The following is a 20,528-nucleotide window of genomic DNA, read 5'->3' on the forward strand; positions in this document are numbered from 1 at the left end:
GCGCTATGACCTTGTGATACTCACCTTCCGGTTTCCGATACGATAGGATTTGCCGGCCGCCAGAATCTGCGCTACCAGCTGCCTGGGCACATCGACAAAGGTGGTCTGGCCGTCGATATGAATTTTGCCCAGGCTGCTGCCTGGGATATTGGCGTGCTGGGAAAGGCTGCTCACCACATGGCCGATGTTCAGGCCGTCTGCCTTGCCGCTGCTCAAGATGAGCCGCACCATGCCCTTTTCGTGGGACCGACCGGCTACCGGGCCGCTTTTGCGTGGGTCTGATGGCTTGCCCTTGAAGGGTTTTCGTTTGGTGGCATCGTCACAGACCGCCGAGATCGGCGCGATGGGTCGCTGTTTTTCTTCCGCGCGAACCAGCTTGATGGCGGCCGTTGCAATGTCAGCCAGGTCGAACCCCTGGCTGGTGAGATCGTTCACCATCTGACGCTCGCGGTTGCATCGTCCGCGCCGCAGCCACACCAGGAGTTGTTCGCCAAGGAGATGGTCCCGCCGGGACTGAATGTCCTCTTCGCTCGGCAGTTGGGCCGGGGTCATTTTCTGCTTGGTGTAACCTTCGATTTTCCGCAAGAACCATCGCTCCCGGGGGGTGATCAAGGAGATCGCCACGCCCGATTTGCCTGCCCGTCCGGTTCGGCCGATTCGGTGGACGTAAACCTCGGGATCCTGTGGCAGGTCATAGTTGAAGACATGCGAGACATCCTCGATGTCCAGTCCCCGGGCCGCCACATCCGTTGCGACCAGTACCTTCACCTGGTGGTTGCGGAAGCGTTGGAGAACCCTCTCCCGGGTTTCCTGGCTCAGTTCGCCGGTGAGCATCTCGGCGGCAAATCCCCGGCCGACCAGTTCATTGACCAGTTCGGCGGTGCTCAAGCGGGTGCGGGCAAAGACCAGGGCGCTGGTCATCGGTTCCATTTCGAACAAGCGGGTCAAGGCCGCGCAACGATCGTTTTCGTTGATCAGGTAGTAGCGCTGTTCGACCGTGGCAACGGTCAGCCGTTGGCGGTCGATCGTACAGGCATGAGGATCGTTCAGGTAGCGCTTGGCCAGACTGCGGATGGCCGGCGGCAACGTGGCTGAAAAGAGAGCGGTCTGGCGATCCTCGGGGGCGGCCTCCAGAAGGGCCTCGATATCCTTGATGAACCCCATGCTCAACATCTCGTCGGCTTCATCCAGAATGATCGTCGTGGTGCGGCTCAGGTCGAGCACCCGTTTTTCCATCAGGTCGAGCAGGCGGCCCGGTGTGCCGACCACCACCTCGATTCCTTTTTTCAGACGGTCGATTTGGGGGGGGTAAGGTTGGCCCCCATAAACGGCCAAAACCCTGGCTTGCATGTGGCGGCCCAATTGTTCCATGGCTTCGGCGACCTGCAAGGCCAGCTCACGGGTGGGGGTGACGATGAGACTCTGGACATGGCGCTGTCCCCCCGTGAGCCGCTGCAGGACGGGAAGACCGAAGGCGGCGGTTTTGCCGGACCCGGTCTGGGATTGTCCGATCACGTCGCGTCCGGCCAGCATGACCGGTATGACTGCGGATTGAATGGGCGTCGCGACAGTGTAGCCCAGATCTGAAATGGCCTGCATCAACTCCGGACGCAGGTCCAGAAGGGAAAAATCTTGATTCGACATGGTGGCTCCTGTTTGTGTTGGGATACGTCAGCCGATGCCGCCCTTTCCAGGGCCGGCATCTCTTTCTAAGTCAACAGCCGACCCGTCCCGTAACCAAGAGCCCATCTGTTGTTGCATCGCCGTCCATCGGGATGCCACTTAGCCGTTCGAAAGATATTTTTTGAACCGCCATACATACACGTTTTGATCGGCAAAGGAAACCTAAAAATAGGCTTCCGGACGCCTGCGGTCCCATATCGTAAACATAGGCGCTTTGCGAATCGGTTTCACGCCGGTGCGGCCGGCGGCCGCTCCGCTCCTCACGCAACGTCGTGCAAGTGCGGGTAAGGTGCGCTCCGGACGGCCTGGAAACTCGCATGCGCTCAAACAGTCCGGGCCGCTTTTCCTCCGCTGCACCCGACCGGCACTGACACGACATGCGAACGAGGAAGCGGATCGCCTGCCGGACGCACCTCCTGCCGTAGATGATTCTATGTCAGGATGTTGTCGCATATCAGCGAACATCTTGTCGAGCTTGTCGGGTTTAAGGGGTGGAATGTGGATTTTTAAAGAAATGGGCTTATGTTAATTTAATTTTCAATGAATTCGTAAAAGTCTCAGAAGCATCCTGTCGGACTCGATCCGGCATCCGTGCGAATCTTCCACCTGAACCCAGTGCATCCGACAAGAAAGGAGGCGTCGATGATTATCAGACAGATTCCCATGGGATATATGGATAATTTTTCTTACCTGGTCGCCTGCGAGCAGACCCGCGACGCGTGGGTCATCGATCCGGCGCCCGAGATGCAGCGCATCCTCGCCGAAGCCGAAAAGGCGTCCGTCCATATCAAGGCCATCATCAATACCCATGGACACGGGGACCATACGGCCGGCGACGCCGAACTCAAGCGCCTCACGGGAGCGCCGGTCATCATCCATTCCCTGGACAAGGATCGCTACCCCCAGGCCGATATCTTCCTGACAGACGAACACACCCTGCAGTTGGGCGAGATCACCTTCGAGGTGATCCACACGCCCGGGCACACCCCGGGCGGCATTTGCCTCTATGCCCAGGGCAACCTTTTTACCGGAGACACGCTGTTTGTCGGCGACAGCGGACGCACCGACCTGCCCGGCGGCCACCGCCCCACCCTGGGGGCCTCCATCCGCCGGCTCATGGAACTGCCCGATGATACCATCGTCTGGCCGGGACACGACTATGGTCCCACCCCATCGTCCACCATCGGCTGGGAGAAGCGCCACAATGTAAACGCGGTGGAGTACGGCTATTATGTTGCCGATTGAACGGCGATGATGGTAGGTTGATAAAGGCCCGCACTTTCCGTGTCAGACAAAATGTGCGCCGATCGGGCCATTTTCTGATCTATTCCAAGGATGCCCATATAATTGGACATAAATTGATGGATTCGTAAAAGGTCGATCGCGGACGGCGCCGTCAAGATGGGAGGTTCAATGAATTCGGCATTGAAGGACAAATACGCCATCGTGGGGATCGGGTACACGCCCCAGGGCCGCGTGCCCGGAAGAACGTCACTGAGTTTTCATCTGGAGGCGTCGGCCAATGCCATCGCCGATGCCGGCCTTCAGAAGAGCGATGTGGATGGTTTCATCTGCTATCGCCACTTTCCGGCCGCTTCTGATGAAACCGATCTGACACCGAATCGCATCGCCCAACACCTGGGGATTTCACCCGCTTACATGTACCAGGACGCCAACTGATCGCGAAGCCACATCCAGCACGCAGTTGGCGCGCTCGAATCGGGTTGGTGCAATTACGTTCTTATATCCTACGGACACAGTGCCCTCTCCAGCGACAGCATGGCGACCATGCTTACAGCCTTTTCCGGAGATGACGCCGTGTTCGGTCATTTCGGCGCCACCGGCGGCTATGCCTTGGCCGCCAGGCGGGCCATGCACGAATTCGGCACCGGTCCCGAGACCTGGAAGAAGATCGCCGTGGGCCAGCGCAGGTGGGCCAATCTCAATCCCCAGGCCCGGATGTATGCCAAGCCCATGACCGAAGCGGACTACGACAATGCCAATTGGATGGTCGAGCCGTTTCGGCTTCCCGACAATTGCCTGATCACCGACGGCGGGCGGGCCATCATCATCACATCCGTGGAGCGGGCTCGTGACCTGAAGCAGCCGCCGGCCGTCATCATGGGCATGGGGCAGCAGCATCCTTCCACGGAAGTGGCCCAGTCCACCTGGATGGCCGGGCCCACCGGGGCCAAAAAGGCGGGGGCCATGGCCTTGTCCATGGCGGGGATCTCCCTCGATGACGTGGATGCCTGCCAGATCTACGACTGCTTCAGCTATACCGTTGAAATCACCTTGCAGGATTACGGTTTTTTCGGACCCGGTGAAGGCCGGGATTGGCTCGAGGGCGGCACCATCGAACCAGGAGGCCGCATGCCGGTCAATACCTCCGGCGGCCTCTTGTCGGAGGCCTATTTCATGGGGTTGACCCCGATTTCCGAAGGCGCCATGCAGATCATGGGGCGTTGTGTGCAACGGCAGCTCGGCCCTGCCACCCACACCAAAAGACCGGAGATTATTCTGTGCAGTGACAATGGCGGCGTTCTGCAGAGCCACTCGAGCATCCTGCTGAGGAGGTTGTAGATGGCGACTTACCCTAAGCCCTTGCCTAAACTGAACGGCGACAGCAGCTCCTTCTGGGAAGGATGCCGTCAGCACGAACTCAGGTTTCAGCAGTGTGCCGCATGCGGCCACGTCCGTTGGCCGCCGGGGTTCCTATGCCCGCGGTGCCATGCCACGGAGGTCCAATGGGTCATTTCCAGGGGTGCCGGACAGGTGTATACTTTTGCCGTCTACCACACCGCCTTCCATCCGGCCTTCACGCCGGATTTGCCGTACGTGGTGGCTGTGGTCGCGATAGACGAGGGACCGCATCTGTTGACCAACGTGGTCGGCTGCCCTCCCGATGCGGTGTACTGCGAGATGCCGGTCGAGGTGGTGTGGGAGGAGGCCACTGAAACGATAACGCTGCCCAGGTTCAGGCCGTTATCGACATCTTCGAGATCGTCAGGTTCGTAATATTTCCGAGACATCGCAGCGGCGTCATGCCGCTGCAATACATCTTAACCCATACTCTTTAAAGGAGGCTTACATGAGACGTGACGATGGCGGATGGAATCCCTACCTGGCGGGAGCCCTCAGCGGAGTGGTGGGGATCTTGTCGGTGTGGCTCGCCGGCAAGTATTTCGGCGCTTCCACCTCTTTTGTGCGTACGGCAGGGCTGATCGAGCAGCTGTTCGGTCCTGAACGGGTGGCGCAGATGGATTACTTCATCAAAACCGCCCCTAAAATCGACTGGCAGTGGATGTTCGTGGTGGGCATCTTCCTGGGCGCCTTGATCTCCGCAGTCACCTCGGGTTCTTTCAGGTGGCAGGCCGTCCCCGACATGTGGGCCGACCGTTTCGGCGCCGGCAGCACGGTCAGCCGCGCCGTGGTGGCCTTCGCGGGCGGCGTGGTGGCCATGTTCGGGGCGCGCCTCGCCGATGGGTGACCCAGCGGCCACGGGTTGAGCGGTTCGCTCCAACTGGCGGTCAGTGGGTTCATCGCGTTGGTTTGCTTTTTTGTCGGGGGCATGATCATGGCCCGCATCGTTTACGGGGGAGGTTCAAAATGAAATTGTTGATCTACGGATTGGTGACCGGCCTGTTGTTCGGGTTTTTTCTGCAAAAAGGGCGGGTGCTGCGCTATGACAAGCAGCTCGGTGCCCTGCGCTTGAAGGACATGACCATCATCAAGTTCATGCTTTCCAGCGTGTGTGTCGGCATGGTGGGGATCTACCTGTTGAACGACCTGGGATTGGCCAAACTGTCGATCAAGGCCACTGTATTGGGGCCGGTGATCATCGGCGGCCTGATTTTCGGTCTCGGCTGGGGTCTGTTGGGATATTGCCCGGGAACCTCTATGGGCGCCCTCGGTGAAGGACGCTGGGACGCTGTGTGGGGCATCGTCGGCATGATCGCCGGCGCGGCCCTGTTCGCCGAGGCCTACCCCGCGCTCAAGCAGACGGTCTATACCTGGGGAGATCTGGGCAAAATCACCTTGCCCCAGGTGCTGGGGGTCAATCATTGGGTGATCATCCCGATCTTTTTGATCGGCGCCGTGTTTTTCTTCCGTTGGCTGGAGAAAAAGGGGTTGTGATCTGATGAAGACCATGGCCACCCAGCTGGCGCTGCTGCTCAGAATGGGGCAGCAGCGCAGCAACATGCGCCTGTTGATCAAGTTCATGCTGGTGTTGATCTTCTTCTTTGTGATCTACAGCGTTCTGTTCCACCTCCTCATGGTTTACGAAGGCCGGGAGTACTCATGGATTACCGGGTTTTACTGGACCCTGACAACCATGTCCACCCTGGGGTTCGGCGACATCACCTTCGGCAGCGACATCGGCCGACTGTTTTCGGTGGTGGTGCTGATCAGCGGCATCGTCTTTTTGCTGGTCATGTTGCCCTTCACATTCATTCAGTTCTTCTATGCCCCCTGGCTGGAAGAACAGAACAAGGCGCGCGCACCGCGGGCTGTTCCGGAAACCCTGTCCGGCCATGTGATCTTGACCCATTTCGACGAGGTGACCGTCAACCTGATCGATAAGTTCAATCAATATGGGGTGCCCTACGTCATCGTGACCCATGAGCTGCAGAACGCGCTCGATTTGCACGATCTTGGGTATAAGGTGGTGGTCGGCGAGCTGGATGATCCCCAGACGTATCAACGACTTCGCATCGAGCATGCCGCCCTGGTCGTGGTGATGAACGATGACGTCGTCGGCACCAACGTCATCTATACCCTGCGGGAGGCGAGCGACAGCGTCGTCACTGTGACCAATGCGGATCTCGAAGACTCGGTGGACATCCTGCGATTGGCGGGCAGTACCTATGTCTTCCAATTCACCCACATGCTGGGCAAGGCGTTGGCGAGACGTGTCCTGGGGGTGAGCATGAAGGCCAATGTGATCGGCCGATTCGATCAGTTGCTGATCGCCGAAGCCCCGGCCATGCGGACCTGGCTGCAGGGCAAGACCCTGGCCGAGAGCCGTTTGCGCCAGGCCACCGGTGTCACCGTGGTCGGCCTCTGGGAGCAGAGCCGTTTCGTGATCCCGACGCCGCAGACCCGCATCGACGAGTCCACCGTTCTGGTGCTGGCCGGGACCGAAGCGCAGCTCGATCGTTTCGACCGCTCCATTGCCTTTACGGCCGATGGGGGGCCCAATCGGGCGCCGGTCATCGTGCTGGGGGGCGGCCGGGTAGGCCAGTCGGTGGCCGCAGCACTCGGCGCGCGGGGGATCGACTTCCGGGTCGTGGAGAAGCGCTCCGGCATCGTCGCCCAGGATTCCCGTTTCATCCAGGGCAGCGCCGCCGATCGGGACACCTTGGAAAAGGCCGGTATCCGTGAAACGCCTTCGATCATCATCACCACCCACGACGATAACCTGAACATCTACCTGACTATCTACTGCCGACGATTGCGCCCTGATGTGCAGATTATCAGCCGCGCCAGCCTGGACCGCAACATCAAGACCCTGCACCGGGCCGGCGCCAATCTGGTGATGTCGTTCAGTTCCATGGTGACCACCACGATCATGAACCTGCTCGAACCCCAGCAGATGCTCATGCTCTCCGAGGGGCTCAATGTCTTTCGCGTCGGTGTGCCCCCCAAGCTGGAAAACAAGGATCTGCTTCACATCCAGGTGCGCGAGACCACCGGTTGCAGCATCGTGGCCGTGAAGAGAAAGGATGAGTTGATGATCAATCCGGACCCGACGATCGTTCTCGAGCGCGGAGATGAACTGGTGCTGATCGGTTCGGCCGAGTCGGAAAAGATGTTCGCCGAGACATATCCGGCGGGCGGATAATCGGCCCGCCAAAACACCCACCAGGAGGTGTCTACGATGGAAAAGATGAAAGTGCAGGAATTGATGGTTCCCGTGGATCGATTTCCCAAGCTATCGGACCGGGCCACCTTTTATGAGGCCCTATACGCTTTGGAACATGCACAGGAACAGTTCTTGTCGGGTAAAGCCGAGCAAAGAATTCTGCTCGTGGAAAACGAGCAAGGCAAGGTGGTCGCCAAGATGTCGCCCATCGATTTGATCCGGGGCCTGGAAACCAACTACGCCCGCGTCAACACCGAACAGACGATCAAGCACTTCGGGCTGAGCTACATCTGGAAATCGATGCAAAAAGAGTATGGCCTGTGGGAAGATCCCTTCAAGGACCTGTGCCGCAAGGCCAACGAGGTGCACATCCGGGATTTCATCCATCCGCCCCAGGAGGGGCAGATCGTGAGTCCCGATGACACCCTGGCCAAGTGTTTTCATTTGTTCGTCATGAATCGCCACGACAGCTTATTCGTGGTGCAGGGCGCTGACATCGTCGGTCTGCTGCGATTCACGGACGTCTACCACCGCATGTCGCAGACGATGAAAGCGTGTGCCTCGTGACGGGTCCGGTGCCGCCGCCTCGATGTTGACTCCGCAATCGCCGGTCGACCGGAGTGAACATCGCAATGCCCACAGGATCGATGCATGGACCTCAACTTTGACCAAAGCGTGGTGTTCGCCATTCTTGCCGGGACGCTGGTGCTTTTCGTCTGGGGGCGCTGGCGTTACGACCTGGTCGCCCTGGCGGCCCTGGTGCTGGTGTTTGTCGCCGGTCTGGTTCCGGCCGAAGAGGTTTTCCTGGGGTTTGGCCATCCGGCGGTGGTGACCGTGGCCGCGGTGCTGGTGCTCAGCCGCGGCCTGCTCAATGCCGGCGTGGTGGACGTGCTGTCGCGTCATCTGGGACGGGTGGGAACGCGCCCCGTGGCCCAGGTGGCGACGCTGACCGGGATCGTCATTTTGTGCTCCGGCTTCATGAATAACGTGGGGGCCCTGGCCTTGCTCATGCCCGTGGCCATCTGGATGTCGCGCCAGAGCGGCCGGTCGCCTTCCCTGCTGCTCATGCCACTGGCCTTCGGCTCCCTGCTGGGCGGTCTGATCACCCTGATCGGCACGCCGCCCAACATCATCATCGCCATGTATCGCGCCGAGACGGGCCTGCCGGCCTTTGGCATGTTCGACTTCGCACTGGTCGGCGCCGTGACGGCAGCGATCGGCCTGGTTTTCATCGCCCTGATCGGATGGCGGCTGACGCCTCGGCGGGATGGACAGAGCGCGCCCGAAGAGTTGTTCGAAATCGAGGATTACATCAGCGAGGTGATCGTTCCGGAGGAGGCCAGGCTGGTCGGCCAGACCATCTATCACCTCACCTCGGCCGTGGAAAAGGAGAGCGAAGCGACGGTGGTGGGCCTGATCCGGGGCGAGCGCCACATCGCGGCACCCTCCTGGTACGAGGTGATTCAGGCCGGCGATATCCTCATGGTCGAGGCCGCCCCCGAGGATTTGAAATCCCTGATCGACGAACAGGGGCTGTCCCTGGCCGAGTGCAAGGGCGACTGCAAGGCCACCCTGGGTTCGGATGATATCCGTCTCATGGAGGCCGTCATCACCTCTGATTCGCCGCTGCCCGGCAAGACGGCGGCCAGCATGCATCTGCGGGGAAATTTCGGGGTCAACCTGCTGGCCATTGCCCGCCGCGGCCGCCGACTCGAACGCCGGCTGGGACAGACCGAATTCGTGGTGGGCGATATTCTGCTGTTGCAGGGCAGCGACGAGTCCCTGCAGTCCATGCTCAAGACCTTCAAGTGCCTGCCGTTGGCCGAACGGGGTCTGCGCATCGGCCAACCCCGGAAGGTCGCGCTCGCCCTGGCCATCTTCGTCGCCGCCATGGTCCTTTCGGCCCTCAACGTGCTGCCGGTTCAAATCGCCTTCACCGCCGCGGCGGTACTGATGATCGTGGTGGATCTCGTGCCCCTGGGCGACATCTACGAAAGCATCGACTGGCCGGTCATCGTGCTGCTGGGCGCCATGTTTCCCCTGGGCCATGCCCTGGAGAGCACCGGAGGGGCCCAACTCATCGCCGAACAACTGCTCCTGCTGTCGGCCCACCTCTCGCCCATGGCTACCCTGGCCGTGATCATGGGCGGCACCATGCTGCTTTCCAATGTGGTCAACAACGCCGCCGCCGCCGTGCTCATGGCGCCCATCGCCATCACCCTGGCGCGCGGCATGGAAGTATCGGTGGACCCCCTGCTGATGAGCGTGGCCGTGGGCGCCTCGTGCGCCTTTCTCACCCCCGTGGGCCATCAATCCAATGCCCTGGTCATGGCTCCCGGTGGATACCGCTTCGGCGATTACTGGCGACTGGGCCTGCCGCTGTCCTTTCTGGTCATCATCACCGCCATACCGTTCATCTACTATTTTTGGCCCATGAGGCCGGTTTGAATCGTATCGATCCAATGGAGATGGATGCGCAGAAGTCGGTGTCGAACGGCGCTGTCACTTGAATATGAATGTCTTTAACTTAAGGCGTTCAGGGTTTCACATGGGGCGGAGGTAAACCCCGCCCCTAATGTCGTCTTGTAGCAACTGTTTGTGTTATAGCCCAAATCTTGTAGGGGCGGGTTTTACGCCCGCCCGCAACATCCGCCTAAGTCAACGACATTGAATTGCATATTGACACGCCAGGTTACTTCTGACAGGTTCACCCACTCAAATTGCGGAATTGCGCCTGCCGGCGGAATACCGAAGGGCCGGCCGGAAAACCGGGGCAGACATGGACAAGGAAGCCGTTTTACTGATCGATTCAGATGGGCAGGCCGCCGACGCCCTCCATTCGATATTGCACGGTTGGGGACACCCCGTCGACATTCATCCCGACGTCCCATCGGCGCTGAACCGGTTCGACCAGACCCAACCGCCCTTCGTCCTGGTGAACACCGACCTGCCGGGCGGGGTTCGACTCGCCGTGGACATCCGGTCCGTATCATCGGATGCGATTATTTTTGCCATGGCATCCGATGATCGCCTGCCCGATATGATGCGCCGCCTGAAGGATTGGGCGGATGAGTTTCTCCGCCATCCGGTCGATGCCCTGGCACTGGACATCGCCCTGCAACGGTCACGAAAAATCAGACGGTTGATCCACGACGTCAAACACACCTGCGGCCAGGACCGTAGCGCCCAGACCTGCGATAACGTGGCCCGCGAAGTGGCCAACGAACGGTTCCTGGTGGTGCGCCAGATCATCGAAAAGATGTCTTCGTTCATCGCACAGGTGGCTTCCACGGTCGAAGGCGGCGTCAAATACTTCAACGAGCTGCCTTACTTCGTTTCCGTCCACAGCCCCGATTGCCGGGTGTTGGCGGCCAATGAGACTTCCTTGAAGTTTTTCGGCAACCGGCTCTATGCCAACAGCTGGGAGATCTACATCGGTAAACGCGCCACCCGCGAGGCCTGTCCGGTGGGGCGCACGGTGCGCAGCGGCAATGTGGAGACGACCCCCGCCTTGGTGCAATACAAGAGCGGGTCCAAGGTTCCGGTCCTCGTGCACACGGCCCCGGTTTACGACAACGACGGCGAAGTGGCCCTGGTGCTGGAAGTCTTTGCCGGCACCCAGGAGATCGATCAACTCGCCGAACAGGTGCGCAGCACCCAGCAGCGTTATGAAAAGCTGTTCGACGCGGTGCCGGTGCAGGTCGTTGTGCTGGATCGCCGCCACAACATCACGGCCGCCAACCGGCGGTTCAAGGAGCTGTTCGGCGACCAGATCGGCCGGAAGTTCTTCGATACCTTCAGGCCCGCGGCATTTCCCGCCTTTCGCGATCCCATCTCCCTGACCCTCGGCGACGGATTGCCCCACCAGGGCGAGATGTCGCTCACCGGCCCGGACCATCACAACTACACGGTGATGGCCCACACTTCACCGATCATGACGGCCAGCGGCAAGCTGGTCCAGGTCCTGGCCATTCTCACCGACATCACCCAGTTTCGCCAGATGAAAGATCACATGGCCACCCTGGGCCTGATGCTCAGCACGGTGTGCCACGACATGAAGGGGTGCATCACCGGCCTCGACGCCGGGCTCTACCTGGTGGACAAGGGCTTTTACCGCAACGCGCCCGGACGCATCGAAGAGGGCCTGGATGTGATCCGCATGATGGGCGACCGGCTGCGCAAGCTGGTCTTCGGGGTGCTCTACGATGCCAAGGAGCGCCCCATGGAAATCGAGACGGTGGAGGTGCAAAAGTTCGTGGGAGACATTGCAGCGGTTTTCGAGACCCACATCCGCGGGGCGGCAATTGAGTTTATTTGCGACTTCGAGGGCTGCGACGGCGACATGCAGGTCGACCCCGGGCTGTTGCGCTCGGCCCTTTCCAACCTGCTGGAAAATGCGGTGGAGGCCTGCATCGAAGAGGATCTGAAACCAGATCACCGCATCGATTTTATCGCAGGCTCAGGTGAAGACGAGGTGGTTTTCGAAATCCGCGACAACGGCCGCGGCATTCCCGAAGAACAGCTCAAACACCTGTTCAACCTTTTTCACTCTTCCAAGGGGCAGCGGGGCACCGGCCTGGGCCTCTACATCACCGAAAAGGCGGTCCTCAAGCACGGCGGCCGCATCGACGTCTCTTCCACGCCGGGAAAGGGCACGGCTTTCAGCGTCCACCTGCCGCGACGGTTTGCCGGAACGAGTGGGGACCGAACGGAAGCATAGCGACACGCAGCCCTTCTATGGGCAGCCGGAGCGCAGGCATCCATCCAGTCCCGGTTCGACATCGAATCCCGACAGTATATGCGATCATCCTTGGGGCCTTTTTCTCGGCCGGGCCCGATCCGAGGGCCGGGCGCTGAGCGGATCGTCGGGCCAGTGGTGCTTGGGATAGCGGCCCTTGAGCTCCTTTTTGACGGATGCATAGCTGCTGCGCCAGAAGCCGGCCAGATCCCGGGTAATCTGTGCCGGCCGGCCGGCGGGCGAGAGCAGGTGCAGCTGCAAAGTCAGGCGGCCATCGGCGATGGCCGGGGTTTCAGCGGCGCCGAACATCTCCTGCAGCCGCACGGCCAGGACCGGCGGATCGCTGCCGTAATCGATGGGCCGGCGTCTGCCGCTGGGCACCACGATATGGGTGGGAGCCAGCGCGTCGAGGCTCTGTCGCTGTTGCCAGGTCAACCGGCTGCGCAGGACCGCCGAAAGGTCGAGACGTGCGAGGTCTTTGAGGTTTGTGATGCCATTCAGATAGGGTGCCAGCCAGTTTTCCAGGTCATCCGCCAATGCCGCGTCCGACAGATCGGGCCACGCATCTTCTGCGGTTTCCGTCTCGATACGGCGCAGCAGCTCTACGCGCGCCTGCCATGTGCGCACAGCCGGAGTCCAGGGCAGCACACCGATGCCAAGTTTCCGGATGGCGGCGAGCATGGCGGCGGTCAGCGCCTGTGGATCGGGACGGGCCAGGGGTTCGCTCTGCAGGACCAGGGCGCCGAGCATCAGGCGGCGCCGGGCGATGAGGCCCTGGCGCTGGTCGTCCCAATCAATGGTTTCCCGCCATTGCAACCGATCTTGAAATTGGGACATCAGCGTCTCCCGGTCATAGGCCGCCGCCAGGAAGATGCGTGCATCGCGGCGCTCGCCGTCCAACTCGGCGATCACCAGGAGATCGTGACCCATGAGGGGGTCGGGCGGGTCGAAGTAGGCCCCGTGGCCGCTGGTCAGTTGATAGCGCCCCACGCCCTCGGCCCGCCGGGAGGCGATGCGGTCCGGATAGGCCCAGGCCAGCAGGCGGCCTGGATCACCCGGTGCGGTGGATCGGGTGATGATCCCCAGCCGCCGCTGCAACAGCGAGGCGACGCTTAACACGCGCCCCATGGCCTTCCCATCCACATGGCCGTCGGACAGATGAAACGGCGTGCGGGTCTGAGCCGCGTGCAGGGCGTCCAGCCGTAGTCGCAAATCGGTGTCGCGCGCTGTTCCCGAAAAATGGAGCGGATCGCGTTCGCTCAACAGGGCGGCCACCCGGCAGGCCGCAATGCCCCAACCTGCGTCCCGGGCGCATAACACCATGTGGGCCAGTCGCGGGTGCAGGGGCAGATCGGCCATGCGGCGGCCATGTTCAGTAATTTGTCCCTGTTCGTCGATCGCACCCAGATCGCCCAGCAGGGAGACGGCCTGGGCGTAGACGCCGGCCGGTGGGGGATCCAGCCAGCCCAGTGCATCAGGAGACGACACGCCCCACAGCGCCAGCTCCAGGGCCAGGTTGGTCAAGTCGACGTCCAATATTTCCGGACGGTTGTGTGATGAGAGGGCGGCGTGGGTGCTCTCGTTCCACAGGCGGTAGCAGATGCCCGGCCCGAGCCGTCCGGCCCTTCCGCGGCGCTGGTCGGCCGATGCCTGGGAGACCGGCAAGGTGACCAGCCGGGTCATGCCGCTCCGGGGATCGAAACGCGGCGCGCGCTGCAGGCCGCTGTCCACCACCACGCGGATCTGCTCGATGGTCAGGCTGGTTTCGGCGATGGCCGTGGCCAGCACGATCTTATTTCGACCAGCCGGCGCCGGCGTGATGGCGGCGTCCTGCTCGGCGCGGGTCAGGTTGCCGAAAAGGGGCGCCACGTCCCATTGTTCGGGCAGGCCGGCATCGGCCAGCAGCCGGGCCACCCGCCGGATTTCCGGTGCGCCGGGTAGAAAGACAAGAATGTTGCCCTCGCAAGCCGCAACCGATCGAAGAATGGTGTCGGCCACGGCGCGTTCGATGGGCAGGGTCGGGCGCGGCGGCACATGGTGGGTCTCCACTGGAAACGCGCGGCCGTCGCAGCGGATCAGCGGGGCATTGCCGAGCAGGGTGGCCACAGGCGAGGGGTCCAGGGTGGCCGACATCACCAGCAGTCGCAGATGTTCATTGAACGCGGCCTGAACCTCGCGGCACAGGGCCAGGCCCAAATCGGCCTCCAGGCTGCGCTCATGGAATTCGTCGAAGATCACCAGCCCCACGTCGGCCAGCCCCGGATCGGACTGCAGCCGTCGGATCAGCACCCCCTCGGTGACCACCTCGATACGGGTGCGCGGGCCGACCCGGCTCTCCATGCGGATGCGGTAGCCCACGGTTTCGCCCACCGCTTCGTTACGCAGGGCGGCCATGCGTTCGGCCGCGGCCCGGGCCGCCAGACGGCGAGGCGCCAACACCAGTATTCGGCGGCCGGCGAGCCATGGCGCGGGCAAAAGGGCCAGCGGAACGGCGGTGGTCTTGCCGGCCCCCGGCGGTGCCACGAGCACGGCCGACAAATGGTGCTGCAAGGTCGATTGGAGTTCTTCCAGAACTGCGGCGACCGGAAGGCGACGGAATAACGCTGGGGTCTGGTCACTGTGCATGCCGAACACGATCGTACCCGAAGCGGTCCACTGTATCTGCTTCGTATTCAACGGCCCAGTCTTTGTAGGCGTCCATGAGTTCTTCATGGTTTTTGGCGGTATACACTTTATCGAGGGTCTGGTTTTGGGTGACCATTGTTGGCTCCTTTTCGGGATGTTCTTGTAATTGGTGTTTTCACGGCTTGCGCCGCCGACAACCTGCACCTCTTGCCGTCTCCCGGACTGAATTCGATGCGGTCAGAACTGCTCGAAGCCGATGAAGGTTTTGAATGGCGTTTTAATGCTATGTGCCTCAACCGGCGAGCACCTTGTATGTGCAGAATTTTGCGGTTACGTTTTCGTTGGTAAGGTAATCTTTCTCCCAAAGCTCCTGAAGCTCCCATTGTTCTTCAGCTTCCAGGTCCAACATCTTTTCGCGGTAATTGTAATCCTGGTAGGCACCGTCCCGGATGGTAAAACAGATGTACCCGCCCGGGCGGGTCACCCGGACCAGTTCCTCAAACGCATGCGGGCCCACATGGGCGTAGGTGAAAGTGCCTACACAGATGGTGGCATCATAACAATCGTCGGGAATGTTGAGTTTATCGTTCATATCCGCCTGGATGAGCCGGTTGTAAACGCCCTTCTTCTCGGCTTCGCCAAGCATGTCCGGAGAATAATCCATGGCGTCGATATGATTGTAACCGAAGGAGCGCAGAAACTCGCCTACCAGTCCGGTGCCGCACCCGGCATCGAGAACCCGACAGCTTTTTGAATCCAGGTAGGCGTCGAGCATGGCCGCGGCCGTCTGAGGCCCTACGTATCCCATGACTTTAACGGTATCCCGGTCATAGAGCGCACACCATTTTCGATAGGCTTCGGCGAGATCTTCGGATGTTTCGGCTTCGTAGGTGGCTTCCCAGAGTTTTGGCGTCTGTCGCATATCTTCTCCTTTCGGCCGGCGGTTTGTTTTCAGCTGTCATCGGCCATCCTTGATGCCCCCTGCGTTTTAAGGATTTTGATACTCCATGCCGCCGGGGCCATTTTATGCATCACCGCCTCTAAAGGGCACATTAACGTCGGCACCCTCTGGGCCGACGGGCAGGGGGCGGCATCCGCATTGAATGCTAATATCGGTAATGTTCGGACTTGAACGGACCGTTCACCGGAACGCCGATGTATTCGGCCTGTTCGTCGCTCAGCCGGGCCAGGGTCGCTCCCAGCTTGCATAGATGCAGGCGGGCCACCTCCTCGTCCAGTTCCTTGGGCAACCGGTAAACACTTGGCTGGCGTTGATTTTGCCACAGTTCGATCTGGGCCAGGGTCTGGTTGGTGAAGGAGTTGGACATCACGAAACTGGGATGCCCGGTGGCGCAGCCCAGGTTGACCAATCGGCCTTCCGCCAGCAGATAGATGCAGTGCCCGTCAGGAAACCGGTAGCGGTCCACCTGCGGTTTGATATTGAGTCTTTCCACACCGTCCATTCCATTGAGGGCATCGACCTGGATCTCGTTGTCGAAGTGACCGATGTTACAGACGATGGCCTGATCCTTCATTCGCGCCATGTGGTCTGCCGTAATCACGTCCCGATTGCCGGTGGTCGTGACGTAAATGTCGCCGACCGCCAGGGCCTGCTCCATGGTCATGACGTCGAACCCGGCCATCAGGGCCTGCAAGGCGCAGATGGGGTCGATCTCCGTGACCACCACTTTGGCCTTGTGCGCGGCCAACGCCTGGGCCGAGCCTTTTCCCACATCGCCATACCCGCACACCACGGCGGTTTTGCCGGCGATCATGACATCGGTTGCCCGTTTGATCCCGTCGACCAGGGATTCACGACAGCCGTAGATGTTATCGAACTTGCTCTTGGTGACCGAATCATTGACATTGATGGCTGGGGTCAGCAGTTCGCCCTTTCGGGCCATCTGATAGAGACGATGAACGCCTGTGGTGGTTTCCTCGGACACGCCGCGCCAATCCGCGACTACTTTGTGCCAGAAATCCGGTGACGTCTTGAGTGTCTGCTTCAGGACATCGTTGATGATGCGCAGTTCCTTGTTGTCGGTGAGTACATCGAGCATGGACGGGTCTTCCTCGGCCTGGTAGCCCCGGTGGATCATCAGGGTGGCGTCGCCACCGTCATCGACCACCAGGTTGGGGCCCGCGCCGTCTGGCCAGGTCAGTGCTTGCTTGGTACACCACCAGTACTCCTCCAGGGTTTCGCCTTTCCAGGCGAACACCGGGACGCCGGCTTCGGCGACCGCCGCGGCGGCATGGTCCTGCGTGGAAAAGATGTTGCAGGACGCCCAGCGGACATCCCCGCCCAGTTCACGCAAGGTTTCGATCAACACGGCGGTCTGAACGGTCATGTGCAGGCTGCCGCTGATGCGGGCGCCGGCCAAGGGTTTGTCGGGCCCGTATTTTTCGCGCGTCGCCATCAAACCGGGCATCTCGTGCTCGGCGATTTCTATCTCACGTCGGCCCCAGCCGGCTAGTTCGATGTCCTTGACTTTGTATTCCCGTGATTCAATGCTGCTCAACTTTTTGGCAGTAGCCTCACCCATATGGTTTCCTTACCTTTCTTGGAGATAGTGTTTGAAATAGTCGGCGGCAGCGAGCCAGTCCCGCTCCGGCAGCTCGGCGCCCATATGGCGCACGGCCTGAGCGCCTAAAACGGCGCCCAAATGTCCGCAGACGTCCGGCCGGCAGCCGTTCAAGAGGCCGTATAAAAACCCGGCCGCCCAAAAATCACCGGCGCCCGTGGTATCTTTGACGCCATCGACTTCGATGGCCGGTACATCGATGGTTTTGCCGTTGGCTGCGACCAGGGCGCCCTGCGCCCCCTGCTTGACAACGGCCGTCGCGCAATGTCTGGACAGGGCTTCGAGTCCGGCCCGGGGGGCGCGACTCCCGCAAAAGGCCTCGGCTTCGTCCTCGTTGGCCATGACCACATCCACGTAGCGAGCCAGCAGCTCGGGAAGGATGTCGGCCGCCCCGGTGACCACTTCGAAAGAACCCAGATCGAGGCTGACCGTGCACCCGGCCGCCTTGGCCGTCTTCAGAACGGACAGGGACAGATCGCGATTAAAGAGCAGATAGCCCTCCACGTGGGCATGACGGCAATTGTGAAAATCGGCGGCGGATACCTCCTCCTGAGAAAAAGCGGCGGCCGCGCCCAGATCCGTACGCATGGTGCGTTGCGAATCGGGCGTGACCAGGCTTAGGCAGCGAGCCGTCGCTGTTTTTTCGCACGTTTTCAGGCGCGAGCCGTCGCCGCCGATTTTCTCGAAAGCGCTGCGATAGTAGAGCCCTTCGGCGTCGTTGCCCAGCTTACCTATCAACACCGTGGGCACTTCGAGGCGCGCCAGTGCGAATATGGTATTGGCGGCCGAACCGCCGGGCGCCATCACCTGTTCGCCGGGAACCCTGCGCAGAAAGTCCTCCATGGTTGCGGTGTCCACCAGCGCCATGCCGCCTTTGCCTCCGTCGACCCCGGCCAGGAAGGCATCCTCGACCAGGGCCAGCCTGTCGACAATGGGCGACCCGACACCAATTACGCCAGCCGCGCTCATGCCGCCTCGCGGGCCAGGATTTTGGCCGCTCGACGCAGTTCTTCGGCCTTGTTTATCTTTTCCCAGGGGAATATATCACGGCCGAAGTGGCCATAGGCTGCGGCGACCTGGTAAGACCATCCGTCGGGGTGCAGCAGGTCGAGCTGATCGATGATCGCCGCTGGACGGAAATCGAAAAAGCGGGTGTCCTCAAGCAATTCCTGAAGCAGGGCCTCATCGTACTCGGATGTCCCATAGGTGGCGATATTGATGCTCAGTGGATGGGCCACGCCGATGGCGTAGGAGACCTGGATCTCGCACTTTTCGGCCAGGCCGGCCGCTACGATGTTTTTGGCGGCATAGCGGGCGTAATAGGCCGCGCTACGGTCCACCTTGGAAGGATCCTTGCCTGAAAACGCACCGCCGCCGTGGCTGCCTACGCCCCCGTATGTATCGACGATGATCTTGCGGCCGGTCAGGCCGGCGTCGGCGTAGGGACCGCCCAGAACGAACGCCCCGGTCGGATTGATGTAGTATGCGGTCCGGTCGGTCAGCAAACCTGTGTCCCCTAGTATTCGCTTGGCTTCGGCAATCAGATCCGTGCGGATCTTTTCAAGGGGAATATCGTCGGTCTGATGGCTGATGACCACGCCGGTGATGGTCTCCGGCCGCCCGTCTTTGTACCGCACCGATACCTGGCTCTTACAGTCGGGGCGCAAATAAGGCAGCGTCCCGTTCTGGCGTTTTTTTTCCAGCTCCATCAGCAGGCGATGGCTGTAGGCCAACGGGCAGGGCATCAATTCCGGCGTTTCCCTGGTGGCGTATCCGAACATCATGCCCTGATCGCCGGCGCCTTGTTCCTCGTACAGCCCTTCGCCTTCGGTCACCCCCTGGCTGATGTCCGGGGACTGCCCGTGGATTCGGCTGAAATACTCAAAGCCGGCATCCCAAAACTTCAATGCCGCGTTGTCGTACCCGATTTCTTTGACCACCTGCCGAGCGATGCGTTCAGTATTTATCTTGTCCCACCCTCTGCAGGTCACCTCGCCCACATTGGCCACCAGGTTGTGTCCGACCACCGTTTCGCAAGCCACGCGGCTGCCGGGATCGGACTGCAGGCAGGCATCCAGAATGGCATCGGATATCTGATCGCAAATCTTGTCTGGATGCCCGCGGCCCACGGATTCGGACGTAAACACATGATCGGCAGTAATCTTGCTCATAATAAAACTCTCCTTAATGAATAGATCTTTAGGGCTTCTCTATCGATATCAGCTTCTACGCCTCGATCTTCGTTCTAATTGGTCTTTATCTTCCGCGAATTTCCATTCTTCCGTCCAACGATAACATGATAGTGCAGCGGTTCGCCGGCCAGAGAAAATCTGTGCCGGTAACGACGCGATTCCAGCAACTCAAAACCATCCTCCATGAGTATTTCGATGGTTTGACTGAACCCGCTTTGGTCCGTATCGCTAAGGAAGCGGTCCTTGATGTTGAAGGCCACCCATGCCCCATCGGGCATCAGGTTGCAGGCATTGGCAAACGCCTGGGCGCCGATGTCCCCAAAACCCAGAGCGGCGACGGTGACCAGCGTATTGAAATTCCATTGCGTGAGATTCTTATGGCTTATTTCGGAGAGATTCGCCAGATCCATGACGTAGTACTCATCATAGATATCCGGCCGGTCCCTCATGGCCGCCGCGCGCGCCTCGGGGATAATGTCCAGGCCGACCAGCTTGCGGCAATTCAATTCCCGGCTTAAACGCTCGCCGACCTGTCCATTGCCCGCCCCGAAGTCAAGTACCCGAAGGGGGTTGCGGTTTTCCCCCCATCGGTGGATCTGCTGCTTGAGCGCTTCGCAGACCACCTGCGGCGACCGGCACTGCAGATCCTGGTAGAATTGATCGTAAAAGCCGGGGATTTCATAAAATCGGCCATAATCGTGCAGCCGGACCCGCTCGGCTTTGCCATCGATCACGATTTCAATCCACTCTTCGTTTTGGTCCAGTTTGCGACACTCTTCCGGTATGACCACCTCTACCTTGCATTCCATCATGCGTTCTCCTTGTTCGCATCGTATAGCGTT

At 60.5% G+C, this 20,528-nt stretch carries 18 protein-coding genes; 10 read left to right on the top strand and 8 right to left on the bottom strand.

Going from position 1 to position 20,528, the window contains the following annotated elements; all coding sequences use genetic code 11:
• Positions 1 to 3: 3 nt before the first annotated feature.
• Positions 4 to 1,644 (bottom strand): DEAD/DEAH box helicase, encoded by a 1,641-nt coding sequence (locus tag DFT_RS05595; RefSeq protein WP_054030265.1) that lies wholly within the window; start codon positions 1,642 to 1,644, stop codon positions 4 to 6.
• 681 nt (positions 1,645 to 2,325) lie between these two features.
• Between DFT_RS05595 and DFT_RS05600 the strand changes: the two genes are divergently transcribed.
• The 10 genes from DFT_RS05600 to DFT_RS05640 all read left to right on the top strand — a co-directional run bounded on the left by DFT_RS05600 (position 2,326) and on the right by DFT_RS05640 (position 12,269).
• A complete protein-coding gene (locus tag DFT_RS05600) occupies positions 2,326 to 2,928 on the top strand; it encodes an MBL fold metallo-hydrolase (protein WP_054030266.1) in 603 nt (200 codons plus the stop codon).
• Positions 2,929 to 3,096: 168 nt separating this feature from the next.
• On the top strand, positions 3,097 to 3,363 hold the full coding sequence (locus tag DFT_RS26455; protein WP_200907025.1) for a hypothetical protein: 267 nt from the start codon (positions 3,097 to 3,099) through the stop codon (positions 3,361 to 3,363).
• Between the two features lie 108 nt (positions 3,364 to 3,471).
• Positions 3,472 to 4,266 carry a thiolase family protein gene (locus DFT_RS05605; protein WP_200907026.1) on the top strand — a complete coding sequence of 265 codons (795 nt, stop codon included), beginning with the start codon at positions 3,472 to 3,474 and terminating at the stop codon, positions 4,264 to 4,266.
• Positions 4,267 to 4,701 (top strand): Zn-ribbon domain-containing OB-fold protein, encoded by a 435-nt coding sequence (locus DFT_RS05610; protein WP_054030267.1) that lies wholly within the window; start codon positions 4,267 to 4,269, stop codon positions 4,699 to 4,701.
• 73 nt (positions 4,702 to 4,774) lie between these two features.
• Positions 4,775 to 5,173, top strand: coding sequence for a YeeE/YedE thiosulfate transporter family protein (locus tag DFT_RS05615; RefSeq protein WP_235506177.1), 399 nt, complete (start codon positions 4,775 to 4,777; stop codon positions 5,171 to 5,173).
• 119 nt (positions 5,174 to 5,292) lie between these two features.
• On the top strand, positions 5,293 to 5,820 hold the full coding sequence (locus DFT_RS05620; RefSeq protein ID WP_054030268.1) for a DUF6691 family protein: 528 nt from the start codon (positions 5,293 to 5,295) through the stop codon (positions 5,818 to 5,820).
• 4 nt (positions 5,821 to 5,824) lie between these two features.
• Entirely contained in the window at positions 5,825 to 7,528 is a 1,704-nt protein-coding gene (locus tag DFT_RS05625) for a potassium channel family protein (RefSeq protein ID WP_054030269.1), read from the top strand.
• Between the two features lie 36 nt (positions 7,529 to 7,564).
• The gene (locus DFT_RS05630) at positions 7,565 to 8,116 is read left to right on the top strand and encodes a CBS domain-containing protein (RefSeq protein WP_054030270.1); all 552 of its coding nucleotides are present in this window, start codon (positions 7,565 to 7,567) and stop codon (positions 8,114 to 8,116) included.
• Between the two features lie 84 nt (positions 8,117 to 8,200).
• Positions 8,201 to 9,997 carry an SLC13 family permease gene (locus DFT_RS05635; protein ID WP_200907027.1) on the top strand — a complete coding sequence of 599 codons (1,797 nt, stop codon included), beginning with the start codon at positions 8,201 to 8,203 and terminating at the stop codon, positions 9,995 to 9,997.
• Between the two features lie 331 nt (positions 9,998 to 10,328).
• Complete coding sequence (locus DFT_RS05640; RefSeq protein ID WP_152971876.1) at positions 10,329 to 12,269, top strand: ATP-binding protein; 1,941 nt, start codon at positions 10,329 to 10,331, stop codon at positions 12,267 to 12,269.
• An 84-nt stretch (positions 12,270 to 12,353) separates the two neighbouring features.
• Here DFT_RS05640 and hrpB read toward each other — a convergent pair whose 3' ends face one another.
• From hrpB to DFT_RS05670, 7 genes are all read right to left on the bottom strand, one after another.
• Positions 12,354 to 14,912 (bottom strand): ATP-dependent helicase HrpB, encoded by a 2,559-nt coding sequence (gene hrpB / locus DFT_RS05645; RefSeq protein WP_054030272.1) that lies wholly within the window; start codon positions 14,910 to 14,912, stop codon positions 12,354 to 12,356.
• Positions 14,902 to 15,048, bottom strand: a complete 147-nt coding sequence (locus DFT_RS25705) for a hypothetical protein (RefSeq protein WP_200907028.1) — start codon at positions 15,046 to 15,048, stop codon at positions 14,902 to 14,904. Before DFT_RS25705 ends, hrpB begins: the two co-directional genes overlap by 11 nt.
• A gap of 156 nt (positions 15,049 to 15,204) precedes the next feature.
• Positions 15,205 to 15,834 (bottom strand): class I SAM-dependent DNA methyltransferase, encoded by a 630-nt coding sequence (locus DFT_RS05650; protein ID WP_054030273.1) that lies wholly within the window; start codon positions 15,832 to 15,834, stop codon positions 15,205 to 15,207.
• Positions 15,835 to 16,018: 184 nt separating this feature from the next.
• On the bottom strand, positions 16,019 to 17,455 hold the full coding sequence (gene ahcY / locus DFT_RS05655) for an adenosylhomocysteinase (RefSeq protein ID WP_054030274.1): 1,437 nt from the start codon (positions 17,453 to 17,455) through the stop codon (positions 16,019 to 16,021).
• A gap of 9 nt (positions 17,456 to 17,464) precedes the next feature.
• The gene (locus tag DFT_RS05660) at positions 17,465 to 18,463 is read right to left on the bottom strand and encodes an adenosine kinase (protein WP_054030275.1); all 999 of its coding nucleotides are present in this window, start codon (positions 18,461 to 18,463) and stop codon (positions 17,465 to 17,467) included.
• Positions 18,460 to 19,665 (bottom strand): methionine adenosyltransferase, encoded by a 1,206-nt coding sequence (gene metK, locus DFT_RS05665; protein ID WP_054030276.1) that lies wholly within the window; start codon positions 19,663 to 19,665, stop codon positions 18,460 to 18,462. The genes DFT_RS05660 and metK overlap by 4 nt, the downstream gene beginning before the upstream one ends.
• 74 nt (positions 19,666 to 19,739) lie before the next feature.
• Positions 19,740 to 20,498 carry a class I SAM-dependent DNA methyltransferase gene (locus DFT_RS05670; protein ID WP_054030277.1) on the bottom strand — a complete coding sequence of 253 codons (759 nt, stop codon included), beginning with the start codon at positions 20,496 to 20,498 and terminating at the stop codon, positions 19,740 to 19,742.
• Between the last annotated feature and the right edge of the window lie 30 nt (positions 20,499 to 20,528).

Origin of the sequence: Desulfatitalea tepidiphila (genome assembly GCF_001293685.1) — a bacterium.
GTDB lineage: Bacteria > Desulfobacterota > Desulfobacteria > Desulfobacterales > Desulfosarcinaceae > Desulfatitalea > Desulfatitalea tepidiphila.

What these genes read in the sequence shown, in the direction of transcription:
- DFT_RS05595 (WP_054030265.1), bottom strand. Translation starts at nt 1,644, where the DNA reads ATGTCGAATCAAGATTTTTCCCTTCTGGACCTGCGTCCGGAGTTGATG.
- DFT_RS05600 (WP_054030266.1), top strand. Translation starts at nt 2,326, where the DNA reads ATGATTATCAGACAGATTCCCATGGGATATATGGATAATTTTTCTTAC.
- DFT_RS26455 (WP_200907025.1), top strand. Translation starts at nt 3,097, where the DNA reads ATGAATTCGGCATTGAAGGACAAATACGCCATCGTGGGGATCGGGTAC.
- DFT_RS05605 (WP_200907026.1), top strand. Translation starts at nt 3,472, where the DNA reads ATGCTTACAGCCTTTTCCGGAGATGACGCCGTGTTCGGTCATTTCGGC.
- DFT_RS05610 (WP_054030267.1), top strand. Translation starts at nt 4,267, where the DNA reads ATGGCGACTTACCCTAAGCCCTTGCCTAAACTGAACGGCGACAGCAGC.
- DFT_RS05615 (WP_235506177.1), top strand. Translation starts at nt 4,775, where the DNA reads ATGAGACGTGACGATGGCGGATGGAATCCCTACCTGGCGGGAGCCCTC.
- DFT_RS05620 (WP_054030268.1), top strand. Translation starts at nt 5,293, where the DNA reads ATGAAATTGTTGATCTACGGATTGGTGACCGGCCTGTTGTTCGGGTTT.
- DFT_RS05625 (WP_054030269.1), top strand. Translation starts at nt 5,825, where the DNA reads ATGAAGACCATGGCCACCCAGCTGGCGCTGCTGCTCAGAATGGGGCAG.
- DFT_RS05630 (WP_054030270.1), top strand. Translation starts at nt 7,565, where the DNA reads ATGGAAAAGATGAAAGTGCAGGAATTGATGGTTCCCGTGGATCGATTT.
- DFT_RS05635 (WP_200907027.1), top strand. Translation starts at nt 8,201, where the DNA reads ATGGACCTCAACTTTGACCAAAGCGTGGTGTTCGCCATTCTTGCCGGG.
- DFT_RS05640 (WP_152971876.1), top strand. Translation starts at nt 10,329, where the DNA reads ATGGACAAGGAAGCCGTTTTACTGATCGATTCAGATGGGCAGGCCGCC.
- hrpB (WP_054030272.1), bottom strand. Translation starts at nt 14,912, where the DNA reads ATGCACAGTGACCAGACCCCAGCGTTATTCCGTCGCCTTCCGGTCGCC.
- DFT_RS25705 (WP_200907028.1), bottom strand. Translation starts at nt 15,048, where the DNA reads ATGGTCACCCAAAACCAGACCCTCGATAAAGTGTATACCGCCAAAAAC.
- DFT_RS05650 (WP_054030273.1), bottom strand. Translation starts at nt 15,834, where the DNA reads ATGCGACAGACGCCAAAACTCTGGGAAGCCACCTACGAAGCCGAAACA.
- ahcY (WP_054030274.1), bottom strand. Translation starts at nt 17,455, where the DNA reads ATGGGTGAGGCTACTGCCAAAAAGTTGAGCAGCATTGAATCACGGGAA.
- DFT_RS05660 (WP_054030275.1), bottom strand. Translation starts at nt 18,463, where the DNA reads ATGAGCGCGGCTGGCGTAATTGGTGTCGGGTCGCCCATTGTCGACAGG.
- metK (WP_054030276.1), bottom strand. Translation starts at nt 19,665, where the DNA reads ATGAGCAAGATTACTGCCGATCATGTGTTTACGTCCGAATCCGTGGGC.
- DFT_RS05670 (WP_054030277.1), bottom strand. Translation starts at nt 20,498, where the DNA reads ATGATGGAATGCAAGGTAGAGGTGGTCATACCGGAAGAGTGTCGCAAA.